Below are 16,562 nucleotides of genomic sequence, written 5' to 3'. Positions count from 1 at the left end.
GCTGCTACGAAACTAAGTAACTTTTGGTATTTTTGATGTGGCGCAAGGCGGTCCATGTTGTTATGGGGCAACAGGCGCCGGGGAGGGGAGGCGTGGGCGGCGGATGCGCCCACGCGGTGCTGCGGAATTACAGGCGTTCTGCGATCAGTTTGCCCAGGATGGCCACGCCGGCGCGGATGCGTTCCGGCGGCACGGTCACGAAGGACAGGCGCAGGGTGTTGGTCTCCGGCTCGTTGGCGTAGAACGGCGCGCCGGGCACGAAGGCGACTTTTTGCTTGATGGCTTCGTCCAGCAGTTCCATGGCGTTGATCTGTTTCGGCAGCTTGACCCAGATGAACATGCCGCCTTCAGGCTTGGTCCAGGTGGCGCTGGCCGGGAAGTGTTCGGCCATGGCGTCCAGCATGCACTGGCACTGGTCGCCGTACAGGGTGCGGATGGTGGGGATGTGCTGGTCCAGGAAGCCGTCCTTGATCACTTCGTGCACCACCATCTGCGTCAGCTGCGAGGTGTGCAGGTCGGCGGCCTGCTTGGCCAGTTCCAGGCGGCGCACCAGCGCCAGCGGGGCGACCACGTAGCCCAGGCGGATGCCGGGGGTCAGCACCTTGGAGAAGGAGCCCATGTAGATCACGCCGTCCGGGTTCATGGCCACCATCTTCGGCGCCGGTTCGCCCTTGTAGCTCAGCGAGCCGTAAGGGTCGTCTTCCACCAGCGGCACGCCCAGGCGGGCGCAGGTTTCCACCAGTTCCTGGCGGCGCGCGATGGACAGGCTGCGGCCGGTCGGGTTCTGGAAGTTGGGCAGCGCGTACAGCAGGCGCGCGCCGGCGGCCACGTCGTTCAGCGACGACGGCACCAGGCCGTCCTCGTCGGTGGCGACCGAGACGAAGTTGGGGCGGTAGACCGAGAACGCCTGCAGCGCGCCCAGGTAGGACGGGGTTTCCACCAGCACTTTGCTGCCTTCGTCGATCAGCACTTTGCCCAGCAGGTCCAGCGCTTGCTGCGAGCCGGAGGTCATCAGCACTTGTTCCGGCACGATCTTGGCGCCGTTGGTCGACAGCGAATCGGCGATCCATTGGCGCAGCGGCAGGTAGCCGTCGGTCGGGCCGTATTGCAGGGCCACTTTACCGTTGTCGCGCAGTACCTTGTCGAAAGCCGCCTGCATGCGTTCCACCGGGAAGGTGGCGGGCGAAGGCAGGCCGCCGGCGAAGGAGATGATCTCGGGCTGCTGGGTCACCTTCAGGATCTCGCGGATGAAGGAGCTTTGCATCTGGCTGGCGCGCTCGGCGAACTGCCACGGGAAGGGATGGGGGTTTTCGATTTTCATACGATTGCTCTCAGAGGAAGTCGGCGGACTGGGTCCGGCCGATGAACAAGCGCGCTTGTGGCGGCCGTGAAAGAGCGGCGCCGGGTGGGCGCCGCCCGTATCTGTCAATTAGGCGATCTCGGCGATCAGTTCAATTTCAACGCACGAGCCGCGCGGAATCTGCGCCACGCCGAAGGCGGAGCGCGCATGCTTGCCGGCGTCGCCGAACACTTCGCCCAGCAGCTCGGAGGCGCCGTTGGTGACCAGGTGCTGTTCGGTGAAGTCGGGGGTGGAGTTCACCAGGCTCATCAGTTTGACGATGCGCTTGACGCGGCCCAGGTCGCCGCCGCAGGCCGCTTGCAGCGTGCCCATCAGGTCGATGGCGATGGAGCGGGCCGCCTGCTGGCCTTCCTCGGTGGTGATGTTCTTGCCCAGCTGGCCTACCCATGGGTTGCCGTCGGCTTTTTTGGCGATATGGCCGGAGATGAATACCAGGTTGCCGGTTTGCACGTACATAACGTAGGCCGCGACAGGAGCTGCCGGTGGGGCCAGGGTGATATCGAGCGATTTGAGTTTTTCGTAGACGGACATGTTTGGTATTCCAGAAAAAGGGTTGCAAGGGTAGTGCGCTAAGACCGTTATTGTACGTCTTTCTCGCTGCTGATCTGCATTTTGCGGCCCATAGCAACGACGGAAATAACGGCCAAAGCAAACAGAATATTGCTCAATTCTATAGTTTCGCCCAAAACCAGCGCCGCGCCGACGATGGACAGGAAGGGCTGCACCAGCTGCACCTGCCCCACGCGGGCCACGCCGCCCAGCGCCATGCCGCGGTACCAGAAGAAGAATCCGATGAACATGGAGAACACGGAAACGTAGGCGAAGCCGCCCCAGGCGCGGGCGCCGGCGTGCAGCATGGCGTCCCAGCTGCCGCGGCATTCCCACAGCACCACCGGCAGCACCAGCGGCACGGACAGCAGCAGCGCCCAGCTGATGACCTGCTGGCCGCCCATGGTTCTGGACAGGCGGCCGCCTTCGGCGTAGCCCATGGCGGCCAGCAGCACGGCGGCGAACACGGCCAGATCGGCCGCGTGCAGGCTGCCGCCGCTCTGCTGCAGCGCGAAGCCGGCGACCAGGGAGGAGCCGAGCACGGCCATGAGCCAGAAGCCGCGCGAGGGTTTTTCATAGCCGCGCAGGGCGGAAAACAGGGCCGTGGCCAGCGGCAGCACGCCCACCAACACCGCGCCGTGCGAGGCGGGCAGGGTGCGCATGGCGATCGAGGTCAGCCAGGGAAAGCCGATCACGCAGCCCAGCGACACCACGGCCAGCTGCGGCAGCGCGGCGCGCGGCGGCAGCGGCGCGCGCTGCCACAGCAGCCACAGCCCGGCCAGCAGCGCCGCCACCAGCGCGCGGCCCAGCGCCACGAAGGACGGCTCGAACGCCGCCACCGCCATGCGGGTGAAGGGCAGCGTCAGGCTGAAGATGGCCACGCCGGCCAGGCCGAGCAGCATGCCCCGTGTTTCGTCGGACAGGCGCGGGACGGTGGCGATCTGCGTAGTCATGGTTCGCTTTCAAAAAGGGATGGGTGTATCCTATGTGAGAACACCAGTACAGTGCCAATACACTTTTCCACATAATTCACATACTGTGATGGCGATATGACCAATACAACCCTGCAGGACGCCCCCGTGCGCGCCAAGCCGGTTCCGCTGCTGGCGCTGCTGTCCCGCGAGTCCGGCGAATCGCTGATCGACCAGATCGTGCGCTCGGTGGCCGCGCGCATCGACGACAAGCTGCTGCGCAGCGGCGCGCGCATGCCTTCCATCCGCCAGTTCGCCACCGCGCACGGCGTGAGTCCGTTCACGGTGGTGGCGGGCTACGACAAGCTGGTGGCGCGCGGCTACCTGGAGTCGCGCCGCGGCGCCGGTTTCTATGTGCGCGAGCGCTCGCCGATGAACGCGGGCGAGCGCTCCTCGCCTGCGGGCGCGGCGCTGTCCACGCTGTCGTCCCCGGCGGACGGCGACGCCAGCCAGCTGGATGTGGTCTGGCTGGTGCGCAATATGTTCCGTCAGGTGCCGCACCAGCAGATGCCCGGCGCGGGCGTGCTGCCGTCCGAATGGCTGGACGGCGCCAGCATCGCCAACGCGCTGCGCGCCATCAGCCGCCAGAACCCGGCGCAGCTGGTCAACTACGGCGTGCCGCAGGGCTTTCTGCCGCTGCGCCAGCAGCTGCAGCACAAGCTGGGCGAGCTGGAGATTGCCGCCGCGCCGGCGCAGATCGTCACCACGGCGGGCGTGACGCAGGCGCTGGACCTGGTGGCGCGCGAGTTCACACTGCCCGGCGACACCATCTTTGTCGACGACCCGGCCTGGTTCCTGATGTTCGGCTCCTTCGCCGCGCTGGGCGCCAAGGTGGTGGGTATCCCGCGCCTAGCGGACGGGCCGGACCTGGCCCAGCTGGCGCAACTGGCCGCGCTGCACAAGCCGCGCCTGTACGTCATCAACTCGGTGCTGCACAACCCCAGCTCGACCTCGCTGTCCGCCGCCAAGGCTTTCCAGGTGCTGCGCCTGGCCGAGGAACACGGCTTCACCGTGGTGGAGGACGACATTTATTGCGATCTGCATCCCGGCAGCGCGGTGCAGCCGGCCACGCGCCTGGCCGCGCTGGACCAGCTCAACCGCGTGATCTACCTGGGCGGCTTCTCCAAGACCATGGCGGCCAATCTGCGGGTGGGCTTTATCGCCACCAAGCCGGAATGGGCGCAGCGCCTGGCCGACCGCAAGATGCTGTCCACGCTGACCACCGGCGAGATCGGCGAGCGCGTGGTGTACAAAATCCTGTCCGAAGGCCTGTACCGCAAGCATGTGGACCGCATCCGCGCACGGCTGGACGCGCTGCGCGGGCGCACCTACCGCCAGATGGAGCGCGTGGGCCTGAAGGTGGACGTGGCGGCGCCGGCCGGCATGTTCGTCTGGGCCGACGCGGGCCGCGACACCAATGTGCTGACCGCCCACGCCATGGCGGAAAACCTGCTGCTGGCGCCGGGCAGCCTGTTCTCGCCCAGCCAGCTGCCGTCCACCCGCATGCGCCTGAACCTGGCCGCCATGCAGGACCCGGCCGTTTGGCGCTTCCTCGAGCGGGAGTTGAAAGGGTAAAATTGCTGTCTTGTCATTGCCGGAACGGCGCGCTACCGCGTCCCAAGCAGCTGAATGGATCCTAAAACCGTATATCTGATTGCAGCGCTGATGATGCTGGCGAATGGCGGCGTGCTCGGGCTGATGCATGGCGACCTGCCGCATTCGCTGCGCCCCAGCGCCGTCAGCTGGCGCGTCTCCACCCTGGTGCACGCCTGCGGCTGCCTGCTGTTCCTGGTGCAGGACCTGGCGCCGCGCGCAGTGATGCTGCCGCTGGGGAACGCCCTGTTCGTACTGGGCTTCACCGGCTACTGGCGCGCGCTGCGCCAGTTCTACGGTGCTCCGGACAGTCCCTGGATCTGGCTGCCCGCCATCGCCGGCGGCGGCGGCGTGTTCTGGTACAACCTGGTGCAGCCGGATATGGCGGCCCGCGTCGCGGTGCTGACGCTGACCTGGCTGTTCATCCTTGGCGCCTGCGTGTGGCACTTGCATTCGCAGAAGCGGCGCGCCCGCGCCAGCAGCCGCCGCGTGATGACCGGCCTGTTCGTCGGCGTGATGGTGTTCATGCTGCTGCGCCTGGCCTACTTCCTGATCGCCGGCGTGCCGCCCGGCTACCGGGTGTCCGACGGTGCTTACTGGATCAATGTCGCCTCGCCGCTGGTGGTGGCGGCCATCCCCGTGATCGGCACCACGGCCTTCCTGCTGATGTGCTCCGAGCGCATCCGCCGCCAGTGGGAGCGCGCCGCCTCCACCGACTACCTGACCGGCCTGGCGAACCGCCGCACCCTGGCTGACACCGGCGAGCGCCGCTTTGCGGCCGGCGGCGGTTTCAGCGAGGCCCGGCCAGGCATGGGCGTGGCCTTGGTCGATATCGACCATTTCAAGCAGGTCAACGACCGTTACGGCCACGCCATCGGCGACGTGGCGCTCAAGCAGGTGGCCGAGCGGCTGGAAGCGGCCTGCCGCGAGACCGAGCTGCCGGCGCGCCAGGGCGGCGAGGAGTTCGTGGTGCTGTTCGAGGCGGTGGACGCGGCCGGCGCGCGCGCCGCCGGCGAACGCCTGCGCCAGGCCGTGGCCGCGCAGCCCTTCATGGCGGGGGAGCTGAAGCTGGCCATCACCGTGTCCATCGGCGTGGCCGTGCGCGCGCCGGGCGACGCCGGCTTCGACGACCTGTTGCGCCGCGCCGACGCGGCGCTGTACGCCGCCAAGGCGGCCGGCCGCAACCGGGTAGAATGCGCTGCTCTTGAAATTGAGGGCGGTATCCCCAATTACCGGGAACCTGTGCAACACCCAACACCCTGATTAATCGAAGACTATTGAGGTAAAAATGGCTGACACCGAAAAGCAAACACTGGGTTTTCAAGCGGAAGTAAAACAGCTGCTGCAGCTGATGATCCACTCCCTGTACTCCAACAAGGAGATCTTCCTGCGTGAACTGATCTCGAACGCGTCCGACGCGTCCGACAAGCTGCGTTTTGAGGCGATCAACAACGACGCCCTGTACGGCAACGATCACGAACTGAAAATCAAGGTCAGCTTCGACAAGGCGGCGCGCACCATCACCATTTCGGACAACGGCATCGGCATGAGCCGCGATGAAGCCATTTCGCACCTGGGCACCATCGCCAAGTCCGGCACCAAGGAGTTCTTCGGCAAGCTGTCCGGCGACCAGCAGGCCGACGCGGCCCTGATCGGCCAGTTCGGCGTGGGCTTCTACTCCGGCTTCATCGTGGCCGACAAGATCACCGTTGAAACCCGCCGCGCGGGCCTGGACGCGGCGCACGGCGTGCGCTGGGAATCGGCCGGCGAGGGCGACTACTCGATCGAGCAGATCGAAAAGCCCTCGCGCGGCACCGACATCATCCTGCACCTGCGCGAAGGCGAGGACGAGCTGCTGTCGTCGTGGAAGATCAAATCCATCATCCGCAAGTACTCGGACCACATCTCCCTGCCCATCGTCATGGCCAAGGAAGAGTGGGACGAAGAGAAGAAGGAAACCGTCGTCAAGGACGAACTGGAAACCGTGAACCAGGCCAGCGCGCTGTGGGCGCGTGCCAAGTCCGACATCACGCCGGAGCAGTACGAAGAATTCTACAAGCACGTGTCGCACGACTTCGCCGCGCCGCTGACCCACACGCACAACCGCGTGGAAGGCCGCAGCGAATACACGCAGCTGCTGTACATCCCGGCCAAGGCCCCGTTCGACCTGTGGGACCGCAACAAGCGCGGCGGCATCAAGCTGTACGTCAAGCGCGTGTTCATCATGGACGACGCCGAGCAGCTGATGCCGACCTACCTGCGCTTTGTCAAAGGCGTGATCGACTCGGCCGACCTGCCGCTGAACGTGTCGCGTGAAATCCTGCAGGAATCGCGCGACGTGAAGGTGATACGCGACGGCTCGACCAAGCGCGTGATCGGCATGCTGGAAGAACTGGCCAACGCCGACGAACAGGAAAAGAAAGACAAGTACGCCACCTTCTGGACCGAATTCGGCCAGGTGCTGAAAGAAGGCGTGGGCGAGGACGCGGCCAACAAGGACCGCCTGGCCAAGCTGCTGCGCTTCGCTTCCACCAACGCCGACAGCGACGAGCAGACCGTGTCGCTGGCCGACTACGTGGCGCGCATGAAGGAAGGCCAGGACAAGATCTACTACGCGACGGCCGACAGCTACAAGGCCGCCAAGAACAGCCCGCACCTGGAAATCTTCCGCAAGAAGGGCGTGGAAGTGCTGCTGATGACGGACCGCGTGGACGAGTGGATGCTGTCCTTCCTGACCGAGTTCGAAGGCAAGGAGCTGGTGTCGGTGGCCAAGGGCGGCCTGGACCTGGGCTCGCTGGAAGACGAAGCCGAGAAGAAGGAGCACGAGGAAACGGAAACCTCGTACAAGGAACTGACCGAGAAGATGAAGGCCGCGCTGGCCGACAAGGCCAAGGAAGTGCGCGTGACCTTCCGCCTGACCGATTCGCCGGCCTGCCTGGTGGCGGACGAGCACGAGCTGTCCGGCAACCTGCTGCGCATGCTGAAGGCGGCGGGCCAGGCTGCGCCCGAGTCCAAGCCCATCCTCGAGATCAATCCGAACCACCCGCTGGTGACGCGCCTGAAGTACGAAAACGCGGACAGCACCCAGTTCGCGGACTGGTCGCACATCCTGTTCGACCAGGCGCTGCTGGCCGAAGGCGGTTCGCTGGCCGACCCGGCCACCTTCGTCAAGCGCCTGAACGAAATGCTGCTGAGCGGCGCGGCCAAGTAAGCCGCCCCGCCTGGTAAAAAGCCGGCCACCCGCGAGGGGGCCGGTTTTTTTTCGCTGAGTTGGCGGGTTACGGCCTCCGGCCTAACCCGCCCTACGCGACAAATGCCGTCAAACCATGTAGGGCGGGTTAGCCGCCAGGCGTAACCCGCCGGCGCAGCCCGAGCACTGCCGGTATGCCCAGCAATAGCATGGCCCAGGTTCCCGGCTCCGGCACCGGCGCCAGGAAGGCGCGGATCTCGCCGGCCGAGTACAGATTGCTGTGGATGTTGAGGTAGGCGGAGCCGCTGGCCAGCCCCGCGCCGAACGCCGCCTCCGCGCCCGCCGTGGTGCCGCCGTTGTTGGCCAGGAAACCCGGGCTCCAGCTGGACGCCAGCGTGGTGTCGTAGATCATCGAATAGCTGCCGCTGCTCACGCCCAGCGGGAAGCCGTTGAACGTGGGCGTTTCCGTCGCCACGCCGGCATTGCCGATGCCCGGAACCATGGTGCAGCAGTGGATGTGGGCGGCGGTGGTGGTGCCGAGCAGGCCGCTGAAGTTCATGTTCACCGTCAGCGTGTGCGCCGCGATGTCGAAGACGACCAGCGTGGAACCGGTCGCCGGCGATGGCACGGGCGGCGATTCGGCCGCGCCGCTCAGTGTGCCGCCATAGCTGACGGGCGCTGCGCTGGCGGCCGCAGCCGCCAGCGTCAAGGTGCAAATTGCCAGGCTGATTATTGTTTTCATCGCGCTACCTTTCGTTGAGAGTGGGGTAAACCAGCTTCTTAACTATAGGCCGCACGCCAAATAATGTAAAGATTGCAATATTCCAATGCTCTGCGGTATCAGCCCGTCCGGCTTAGCGCTGGGTTTGCTCGCAAAGCTCCAGCAGCAGGGCTTCACCTTCCGGCCACGGCCCGTAGCCCGCGTCGCCGTTGATATGGCCGGCGGGGCCGATGGAGACAAAGCGGCTGCCCCAGGCCTCGGCGAACTGGCGCGCGCGCGCGTCGCTCACGTACACGTCGTCGCTGCTGGAGACCACGATGCTGGGGAAGGGCAGGCGCGCCAGCTGCATGGGCTGGAAGCCGGTGGTGCAATCGGGATAGGAGGGCGCGTCGGTATCGCTGGGCGCGACCAGGAAGGCGCCGGCGATCCGGTGCCGGGAGCCGGAAGCGGCCCAGCGCGTCACCAGCGAGCAGGACAGGCTGTGCGCCGCCAGCACCGGCGGCCGCTCGCACAGCGCGATGGCCGCATCCAGTTCCGCCACCCATTCATCCCGGTCCGGCGTCTCGTAGTCGCGGTGCGGCACGCGCTGCCAGCCGTGCCTGGCTTCCCAGTGCGTCTGCCAGTGCTGCGGCCCCGAATTCCAGAGGCCGGCCAGGGTGAGTACTGCGAAATCCATGACATCTCCATGCAAAAGTTGGCAATTACGCCAGTATTGCATGGAATGCGGAATTACAGGGCGGTGCGCAGGGAGAGCAGCTCGGGGAACAGCACTACGTCCAGCATCTTGCGCAGGTAGCTCACGCCGGCGGTGCCGCCGGTGCCGGTCTTGAAGCCGATGATGCGCTCGACCGTGGTGACGTGGCGGAAGCGCCAGAAGCGGAACGCGGTCTCCAGGTCCACCAGCTTTTCGGCCAGCTCGTAGAGTGCCCAGTATTTGGCCGGGTCGCGGTAGACGGCCAGCCAGGCTTCCTTGACCGACTCGTCGGCTTCCGTGGGCAGGCTGGGGTCGCGCGCCAGGCGCTCGGGGGCGATGTGCAGGCCGTTGCGGGCCAGCAGCTGGACGGCGTGGTCGTACACGGAGGGCGCGCGCAGCGCCTGCTCCAGCACGGCGTGGTTTTCCGGCGCGGTGGTGTGCACGCTGAGCAGGGCGGCATTCTTGTTGCCCAGGATGAATTCGATCTCGCGGTACTGGAAGGACTGGAAGCCCGACGAGGCGCCCAGGTAGGGCCGGATGGCCGTGTATTCGGGCGGCGTCATGGTGGCCAGCACGTCCCAGGCGTGCACCAGCTGGTCCATGATGCGGGCCACGCGGGCCAGCATCTTGAACGCGGGCGACAGCTCGCCCGCCTGCAGATTGGCGCAGACGGCGTGCATTTCATGCAGCATCAGCTTCATCCACAGTTCGCTGGTCTGGTGCTGCACGATGAACAGCATTTCATTGTGCTCGGGCGAGAGCGGGTGCTGGGCCGTGAGGATGCGGTCCAGGCCCAGGTAGTCGCCGTAGCTCATGGACTTGCTGAAGTCCATCTGGGCGCCGTGCCACTGTGCGTTGCCTGCACCGCCTGCTTCGCCGGAGGGTGCGGCTGCTGCGGGGGCGTGCATGGGGCAGCCGCTGGGAATGTCTTTGTTGTCGCTCATGGCTGCTTTCTCAGGTCACCGCGCCGCGTTCGGCGGCGACGTCGTACTCTTTATTGTCCAGTATCTGCTTCAGGATCTCGACCGCGTCCCACACGTCGGCGTAGCTGGTGTACAGCGGCGTGAAGCCGAAGCGCATGATTTCCGGTTCGCGGTAGTCGCCGATCACGCCGCGCGCGATCAGGGCGCTCATGACGGCGTAGCCGTGCGGGTGCGTGAAGCTGACCTGGCTGCCGCGCTGCGCGTGCTCGCGCGGCGTGACCAGGCCCAGCGGATGGCCGCCGCAGCGCGCCTCCACCAGTTCGATGAACAAGTCGGTCAGCGCCAGCGATTTGGCGCGGATGGCGGCCATGCTGGTCTGGCCGAACACGTCCAGGCCGCATTCCACCATGGCCAGCGAGACGATGGGCTGGGTGCCGCACAGGGCGCGGCCTATGCCGTCGGTGGGCGCGAAGCCGGGCGCCATGGCGAAGGGGGCGGCGTGGCCCCACCAGCCGGACAATGGGTGCGTGAAGGTGGCCTGGTGCTTCTTCGGCACCCAGATGAAGGCCGGCGCGCCGGGGCCGCCGTTCAGGTATTTATAGGTGCAGCCGACCGCGAAGTCGGCGTTGGCGCCGTTCAGGTCCACCGGCACCGCGCCGGCCGAGTGCGCCAGGTCCCACACCGCCACCGCGCCGCGCGCGTGCGCGAGGGCGGTCAGGGCCGCCATGTCGTGCTGGTAGCCGGTGCGGTAGTTCACATGGGTGAGCATCAGCACTGCCGTGTCGGCGTCGATGGCGGCCGGAATCTCTTCCACGCTGTCCACCAGCTTGACGGTGTAGCCGCGCTCCAGCCAGTTGGACAGACCCTGCGCCATATAGATATCGGTCGGGAAGTTGCTGCGCTCGGTGAGGATGACGCGGCGGGCGGCGCTCTTGGGCGTCTGCGCCTGCAGGTGGACGGCGGCGGCCAGCGCCTTGAACAGGTTCAGCGATGTGGTGTCGGTGACAACTACTTCATCCCCACCCGCGCCGATCAGCGGCGCCAGGCGGTTTCCCAGGCGCTTGGGCAGGTCGAACCAGCCGGCGGTGTTCCAGCTGGTGATCAGGTCTTTACCCCATTCGCGGCTAATCACGTCCTGGGCGCGGGCCAGCGCCGCTTTCGGCCGGGCGCCCAGGGAGTTGCCGTCCAGGTAGATCACGCCGGAGGGCAGGTCGAACTGGCTGCGCAGGGAGGCGAGCGGGTCTTGCGCGTCGCGGGTCAGGCAATCGTTGCGTGTGGTCATGGGATACTTGAAGCTTAATGTATATACAGGAAGGCGAAGTGTAGCAACTTTTGAGGCCGCCAGGCCGCTCCGGAATTTTTTTGAAGATTTTCAAAAAAAATTCAAAAAAACCCTAAAGTTCCCAAAATCGCTGCCGTTACCCTGTTTAAGATGCGCCGCAAAGCGCCTCCAGCAGGCCAAAAAGGCGGGCGAAAAACTTCAAAATTTTTTAAAAATTTTTGGTTTTGACCCTAAAGTTCCTGAAAACCCTGCCGTTACCGGTTTAGATGTAGCAAAAAAGAGTCATATTACCCCTCTATTTTTTGCCTGAAAACAAGGTTCTGTCTTGCAAGCAAGAATGCCTGAAACCCGCGCCAGCACTGGCGTTGCACTATGACCGCCCTGCGTTTGTCAGACAAACGCTGACAGGGTGCGTTCGCCATTTCCCGACTCCAAATACAGCCACCGTCCGCTTTTCTTGCTGTGTCCGCTCCAGCAGAATGTATCTCAACGGAAACGCAAATGCGTTACTAACGAGTGCAAACGAGGAGATGGAAATGACTGCGAACGACATGATGGCTGAGATCCGCGATGCAAACCTGAGCTACTTGATGCTGGCTCAGCAGATGATCCGCGCTGACAAAGTGACCGCCATCTTCCGCCTCGGCATCTCCGCCGACATCGCCGAACTGATCGAAGGCATGAGCAACGCCCAGATCCTGAAACTGGCAGGCGGCAACATGATGCTGGCCCGCTTCCGCTTCGACGACGGCGCCATCCTGGGCATGCTGACCAACTACAATAAAGACCGTTCGCTGGCCCAGTCGCACGCCGCCATCCTGATGGCCGGCCAGCCAGCAGAAGAAATCGCTTAAGATCCGTCTTTAAGCCCAGCCAGGTCCCCAGGAGCACACCATGAGCAAGAAAAGCGTCGTCACCGAAGCGCAGGAAATCCAGCTGGCCATCGAGCTGATCAACCTGGGCGCCCGCCTGCAGTTGCTGGAATCGGAAGTGTCGCTGTCGCGCGAACGCCTGCTCAAGCTGTACAAGGAGCTGCGCGGCGTGTCGCCGCCCAAGGGCATGCTGCCTTTCTCCACCGACTGGTTCCTCACCTGGCAGCCGAATATCCATTCCTCGCTGTTCATCAACATCCACAGCTTCCTGGTGCTGCACGCCGGCGCCACCGGCATCCAGGCCGTGATGAAGGCTTACCAGCTCTACCTCGAACAAATGCCGCCCGAACCCGGCCAGGAAGCGGTGCTGTCGCTGACCCGCGCCTGGACCCTGGTGCGCTTCTTTAATAGCGACATGCTGAAGCTGGCCCCTTGCGGCAAGTGCCAGGGCAAGTTCGTGGTCAACACCATGGACCTGCACGGTGGCTATGTCTGCGGCCTGTGCCACATGCCTTCGCGCGCCGGCAAGACCAAAAAAGCCAAAGAAGACGCGCTCGCCGCTTGAACCATCCAGTCTCCATCTTCCTCGCAAGCCGGGGCAGGGCATGATGCACCTGCGCCGGCTTGCGCGCGTCCCGGCCCTGCGCGCCGCCCTGATCCAGGCCGGCGCCTACCCGCTCACGCTGGCCGTCACCTATCTGCTGGCCACGCTGGGCCTGAAGCCCGGCCTGGCGGACGTGGCCGTGGTGCAGGGCCTGATCGCCGCCTTGCTGACCGTGCATTACGGCCTGGCCCAGTGGTGGCGCCTGATCCAGCTGCTGTTCCCGCTGGCGCTGCTGGGCGCGAGCATGCTGGCGCTGCCGCCGGCTTTCTATTTAATAGTGTTCATCGTGCTGATGGGCCTGTTCTGGTCCACCTACCGCACCCAGGTGCCGCTGTATCCGTCCGGCCCGGCCGTGTGGGCGGCGGTGGTGGCCGAGTTGCCGCCGCAGCCCGGCCTGCGCCTGATCGACATCGGCAGCGGCATGGGCGGCATGGCGCTGCACCTGGCGCGCGCGCGGCCGGACGCGCAGGTGACCGGCATCGAACTGGCGCCGCTGCCCTGGCTGTACTCGCGCCTGCGCGCCGCGCTGGCCGGCAGCCGCGCCAGCTTTGTGCGCGGCGACTACGAACTGCTCGATTTCGGCGACTACGACATGGTGTTCGCCTATCTGTCGCCGGCCGCCATGAGCGGGCTGTGGGCCAAGGCCGAGGTGGAAATGCGGCCCGGCAGCTTGCTCATCAGTTATGAATTCGAGATCCACGCCCGTCCGCCCGTCAAGACCATAGTTACCACAGAGCACGGCCCCGCGCTCTACGTCTGGCGCTTTTAACGCGTCTTTTGCTTGCCCGCTCCCCCTGTCTCACGCTATTGTAGTTCTACCTGTTAATTTAGCGTTTTTCTATCTTTTTTCGGAGCTGGCACTCTTGTTAGTCATACTTGGATATTTTGTCGTCCTCGGTTGCGTGTTCGGCGGTTTTGCCGCAGCGGGCGGCCACCTGGCCTCGCTGTTCCAGCCCGTGGAATTGCTGCAGATCGGCGGCGCCGCAATCGGCGCTTTTTTTGTGGGCAACAACAGCAAGGCCATCAAGGCCACGCTGGCGGCGGTACCCAAGCTGCTGCGCGGTTCGCGCCACACCAAAGACCTGTACATGGAGCTGATGTCGCTGATGTTCGACGTGTTGTCCAAGGTGCGCAAAGAGGGCTTGATGTCGATCGAAGGCGACATCGACTCGCCCAGCGACAGCCCGCTGTTCAGCAAATACCCGTCGGTGCTGGAAGACCACCACATAGTCGAGTTCATGACCGACTACCTGCGGCTGATGGTGTCCGGCAATATGGACGCCTTCCAGATCGAAAACCTGATGGACAACGAGATCGACACCCACCACCACGAGGGCATGGTGCCGGCCGGCGCGCTCGCCAAGCTGGGCGACGGCATGCCGGCGTTCGGCATCGTGGCCTGCGTGATGGGGGTGGTGCACACCATGGAATCGGTGGGCATTCCGCCGTCCGAGCTGGGCCTGCTGATTGCCAAGGCGCTGGTCGGCACCTTCCTGGGTATCTTGCTGGCCTACGGCTTCGTCAGCCCGCTGGCCTCGCTGCACGAGCAGAAGCTGGAAGAAGAAACCAAGATGTTCCAGTGCGTGAAAGTGACACTGCTGGCCAGCCTGAACGGCTACGCGCCGGCGCTGGCCATCGAGTTCGGCCGCAAAGTGCTGTACTCGACCGAGCGTCCTACTTTCTCCGAACTAGAGGATCACATCAAAAAATCCAAGACCAAATAAGCCCCGGCATGGCGTATTATCAGTATTATTATTGAATTATGGAAACACTAAGGAAACTCCATGGCTGACGAGGGCTTGCGGCCGATAGTAGTCAAACGCATCAAGAAGGGCGGCCATGCGCACCATGGCGGCGCGTGGAAGATCGCGTATGCCGACTTCGTGACGGCGATGATGGCTTTCTTCCTGCTGATGTGGCTGCTGGGTTCGACCACCAAGGGCGACCTGAACGGCATTTCCGAGTACTTCAAGACCCCGCTCAAGGTGGCCATGCAGGGCGGCTCGGGCAGCGGCGACAGCTCGTCCGTCATCCCCGGCGGCGGCAAGGACCTGACCCGCAAGGAAGGCCAGGTCAAGCTGGCCGACGACCCCACCGTCAGCAAGAAGACCTTCAACCTGACCGCAGCCAAGGCCGAGCTGGAGCGCCAGGAAACCGAGCGCCTGCAAAAGCTGAAGGAAAAGATCGAGGCCAAGATCGAGAGCAATCCGCTGCTGGCCAAGTACAAGAAGCAGCTGCTGCTGGACTTCACCAGCGAAGGCCTGCGCATCCAGATCGTCGACGAGCAGAACCGGCCCATGTTCGCGCTGGCCAGCGCCCAGCTGCAGCCCTACACCAAGGAAATCCTGCAGGAGATCGGCGTGGTGCTGAACGACGTGCCCAACAAGATAGGCCTGTCCGGCCACACCGACTCCACGCCGTACTTCACCGACGCCGGCTACAGCAACTGGGAACTGTCGGCCGACCGCGCCAACGCCTCGCGCCGCGCGCTGATCGCCGGCGGCATGGCCGACACCAAGATCCTGCGCGTGGTGGGCCTGGCCTCGGCGGTGCACCTGGACCGGCTCGACCCCTTCAACCCCATCAACCGCCGCATCAGCATCGTGGTGATGAACAAGAAGACCGAGGACGCGGTGTCGCGCGACGGCGCCAAGCTTGACGTCGGCACCGACACCGACGCCACCAATGCAGCTGCGGCCGCCGCGGCGGCGCCCGCGCCGGCCGCCGGCAAAAAGTAGCAACCCAAAGCAGCAACGAAGAAGTAGCAACGCCGCACCACGGCGGGTATTGAGAACGAGACTGAATATGACGAGAAAAAAAATCCTGGGTTCCCATGTAAAGCGCCTGCTGTCGGGCGTGTCGGACCACGGGAAGCGCCACCTGACGGAAGTCGAGACGGACCTGATCCAGACCAACTTGCTGCTGGAGGAGGCCATCGAGAAGCTGTCGCGCAATTTCATGGCCATCCATGAAACGGTGACGGCGCAACAGGCCGCCATTAATCTGCTGCTGGACGGCGGCTCGCCCTCGCCCGAACAGAAGGCCGAACTGTCGGCGCTGTCCGAGCAGGTGGGCACCTATGTGAACGCGGCCGTCACCAGCATGCAGTTCCAGGACATGACCAGCCAGCTGATCGACCGCACGCTCAAGCGCGTGACCGGCTTGCGCGAGTTCCTCGGCACGCTGGGCGCGCACGGCGCCGAGATGGTGCCCGACAGCGGCAGCGAGGAGATCGTGGACCTGCTGGGCAAGGTCAGCATGGCGCTGGCGATCCAGAGCCTGGAGCTGCGCAGCGTGCTGCGCAAGGCGGTAAGCCAAAAACACCTGGAAAGCGGCGACATCGAGCTGTTCTAAGCCCGCGCCGCTCCTTGAATTAACACCTTTGAAATAGCGAGAAAATATAATGGCTAAAACAATACTTGCAGTTGACGATTCCAGCTCCCTGCGCCAGATGGTGGCCTTCAGTCTGAAGGCGGCGGGCTACCAGGTGGTGGAAGCGGTCGACGGCCAGGACGGCCTGGAAAAAGCCAAGCAGCAGGCGGTGGACCTGGTGCTGACCGACCAGAACATGCCGCGCATGGACGGCCTGCAGCTGATCAAGCTGCTGCGCGAGCTGCCGACCTACCAGAAGACGCCAATTTTGATGCTGACCACCGAATCGTCCGACGAGATGAAGGCGAAAGGCCGCGCCGCCGGCGCCAATGGCTGGCTGGTCAAGCCTTTCGATCCGCAGCGGCTTATCGAGGTTGTCAAAAAAGTTATTGGCTAAGGGGCTGCCATGTGTTTAGTACTTGATGGAGTCT

18 protein-coding genes are annotated in these 16,562 nt (G+C 64.5%); 11 read left to right on the top strand and 7 right to left on the bottom strand.

All coding sequences use genetic code 11. From position 1 onward, the window contains the following. Nucleotides 1-127: 127 nt before the first annotated feature. The 3 genes from GTP77_RS15335 to GTP77_RS15325 all read right to left on the bottom strand — a co-directional run bounded on the left by GTP77_RS15335 (nt 128) and on the right by GTP77_RS15325 (nt 2,862). Nucleotides 128-1,321 (bottom strand): aminotransferase-like domain-containing protein, encoded by a 1,194-nt coding sequence (locus GTP77_RS15335; protein WP_161073024.1) that lies wholly within the window; start codon nt 1,319-1,321, stop codon nt 128-130. Between the two features lie 108 nt (nt 1,322-1,429). Next, nucleotides 1,430-1,891, bottom strand: a complete 462-nt coding sequence (locus tag GTP77_RS15330; protein WP_161073023.1) for a RidA family protein — start codon at nt 1,889-1,891, stop codon at nt 1,430-1,432. A gap of 47 nt (nt 1,892-1,938) precedes the next feature. Then, nucleotides 1,939-2,862, bottom strand: a complete 924-nt coding sequence (locus GTP77_RS15325) for a DMT family transporter (protein WP_228893370.1) — start codon at nt 2,860-2,862, stop codon at nt 1,939-1,941. A 96-nt stretch (nt 2,863-2,958) separates the two neighbouring features. Here GTP77_RS15325 and GTP77_RS15320 point away from each other — a divergent pair, with 96 nt between their 5' ends. From GTP77_RS15320 to htpG, 3 genes are read left to right on the top strand one after another with little or no spacing between them, the layout of a single operon-like run. After that, nucleotides 2,959-4,455, top strand: coding sequence for an aminotransferase-like domain-containing protein (locus tag GTP77_RS15320; RefSeq protein ID WP_161073022.1), 1,497 nt, complete (start codon nt 2,959-2,961; stop codon nt 4,453-4,455). A gap of 54 nt (nt 4,456-4,509) precedes the next feature. Then, the gene (locus tag GTP77_RS15315) at nt 4,510-5,736 is read left to right on the top strand and encodes a GGDEF domain-containing protein (RefSeq protein WP_161073021.1); all 1,227 of its coding nucleotides are present in this window, start codon (nt 4,510-4,512) and stop codon (nt 5,734-5,736) included. Nucleotides 5,737-5,761: 25 nt separating this feature from the next. After that, a complete protein-coding gene (gene htpG / locus GTP77_RS15310) occupies nt 5,762-7,684 on the top strand; it encodes a molecular chaperone HtpG (RefSeq protein WP_161073020.1) in 1,923 nt (640 codons plus the stop codon). A gap of 127 nt (nt 7,685-7,811) precedes the next feature. On the opposite strand, the gene GTP77_RS15305 is transcribed toward htpG, so the two are convergent. From GTP77_RS15305 to kynU, 4 genes are all read right to left on the bottom strand, one after another. Then, nucleotides 7,812-8,405, bottom strand: a complete 594-nt coding sequence (locus GTP77_RS15305; RefSeq protein ID WP_161073019.1) for a CHRD domain-containing protein — start codon at nt 8,403-8,405, stop codon at nt 7,812-7,814. A 112-nt stretch (nt 8,406-8,517) separates the two neighbouring features. Further along, nucleotides 8,518-9,060, bottom strand: a complete 543-nt coding sequence (locus GTP77_RS15300; protein WP_161073018.1) for an RBBP9/YdeN family alpha/beta hydrolase — start codon at nt 9,058-9,060, stop codon at nt 8,518-8,520. Nucleotides 9,061-9,113: 53 nt separating this feature from the next. Continuing rightward, nucleotides 9,114-10,022, bottom strand: a complete 909-nt coding sequence (gene kynA / locus GTP77_RS15295; protein ID WP_161073017.1) for a tryptophan 2,3-dioxygenase — start codon at nt 10,020-10,022, stop codon at nt 9,114-9,116. A gap of 10 nt (nt 10,023-10,032) precedes the next feature. Continuing rightward, nucleotides 10,033-11,283: a kynureninase gene (gene kynU, locus GTP77_RS15290; protein WP_161073016.1), complete on the bottom strand. Its 1,251-nt coding sequence runs from the start codon at nt 11,281-11,283 to the stop codon at nt 10,033-10,035. On the opposite strand from kynU, the gene GTP77_RS15285 reads away from it, so the two are divergent. The 8 genes from GTP77_RS15285 to GTP77_RS15250 all read left to right on the top strand — a co-directional run bounded on the left by GTP77_RS15285 (nt 11,282) and on the right by GTP77_RS15250 (nt 16,528). Beyond that, entirely contained in the window at nt 11,282-11,593 is a 312-nt protein-coding gene (locus GTP77_RS15285; RefSeq protein ID WP_161073015.1) for a hypothetical protein, read from the top strand. The genes kynU and GTP77_RS15285 overlap by 2 nt on opposite strands. A gap of 226 nt (nt 11,594-11,819) precedes the next feature. Beyond that, entirely contained in the window at nt 11,820-12,137 is a 318-nt protein-coding gene (gene flhD / locus GTP77_RS15280; RefSeq protein WP_057157943.1) for a flagellar transcriptional regulator FlhD, read from the top strand. Nucleotides 12,138-12,177: 40 nt separating this feature from the next. Continuing rightward, nucleotides 12,178-12,720, top strand: coding sequence for a flagellar transcriptional regulator FlhC (gene flhC / locus GTP77_RS15275; RefSeq protein WP_161073014.1), 543 nt, complete (start codon nt 12,178-12,180; stop codon nt 12,718-12,720). 40 nt (nt 12,721-12,760) lie between these two features. Then, nucleotides 12,761-13,528, top strand: a complete 768-nt coding sequence (locus GTP77_RS15270; protein ID WP_161073013.1) for a class I SAM-dependent methyltransferase — start codon at nt 12,761-12,763, stop codon at nt 13,526-13,528. A gap of 94 nt (nt 13,529-13,622) precedes the next feature. Beyond that, nucleotides 13,623-14,483, top strand: a complete 861-nt coding sequence (gene motA / locus GTP77_RS15265) for a flagellar motor stator protein MotA (RefSeq protein ID WP_161073012.1) — start codon at nt 13,623-13,625, stop codon at nt 14,481-14,483. Nucleotides 14,484-14,543: 60 nt separating this feature from the next. Beyond that, nucleotides 14,544-15,497, top strand: coding sequence for a flagellar motor protein MotB (gene motB / locus GTP77_RS15260; protein ID WP_161073011.1), 954 nt, complete (start codon nt 14,544-14,546; stop codon nt 15,495-15,497). Between the two features lie 67 nt (nt 15,498-15,564). Next, the gene (locus GTP77_RS15255) at nt 15,565-16,113 is read left to right on the top strand and encodes a chemotaxis protein (RefSeq protein ID WP_161073010.1); all 549 of its coding nucleotides are present in this window, start codon (nt 15,565-15,567) and stop codon (nt 16,111-16,113) included. A 49-nt stretch (nt 16,114-16,162) separates the two neighbouring features. Continuing rightward, nucleotides 16,163-16,528: a response regulator gene (locus GTP77_RS15250; protein ID WP_056396897.1), complete on the top strand. Its 366-nt coding sequence runs from the start codon at nt 16,163-16,165 to the stop codon at nt 16,526-16,528. Nucleotides 16,529-16,562: the final 34 nt, after the last annotated feature.

Origin of the sequence: Pseudoduganella aquatica, from assembly GCF_009857595.1 — a bacterium.
In the GTDB taxonomy this organism is placed as follows: Bacteria; Pseudomonadota; Gammaproteobacteria; order Burkholderiales; family Burkholderiaceae_D; genus Rugamonas; species Rugamonas aquatica_A.
The sequence above is the reverse complement of the archived record's forward strand: the minus strand, read 5'-3'. Positions and strand labels throughout refer to the sequence as shown.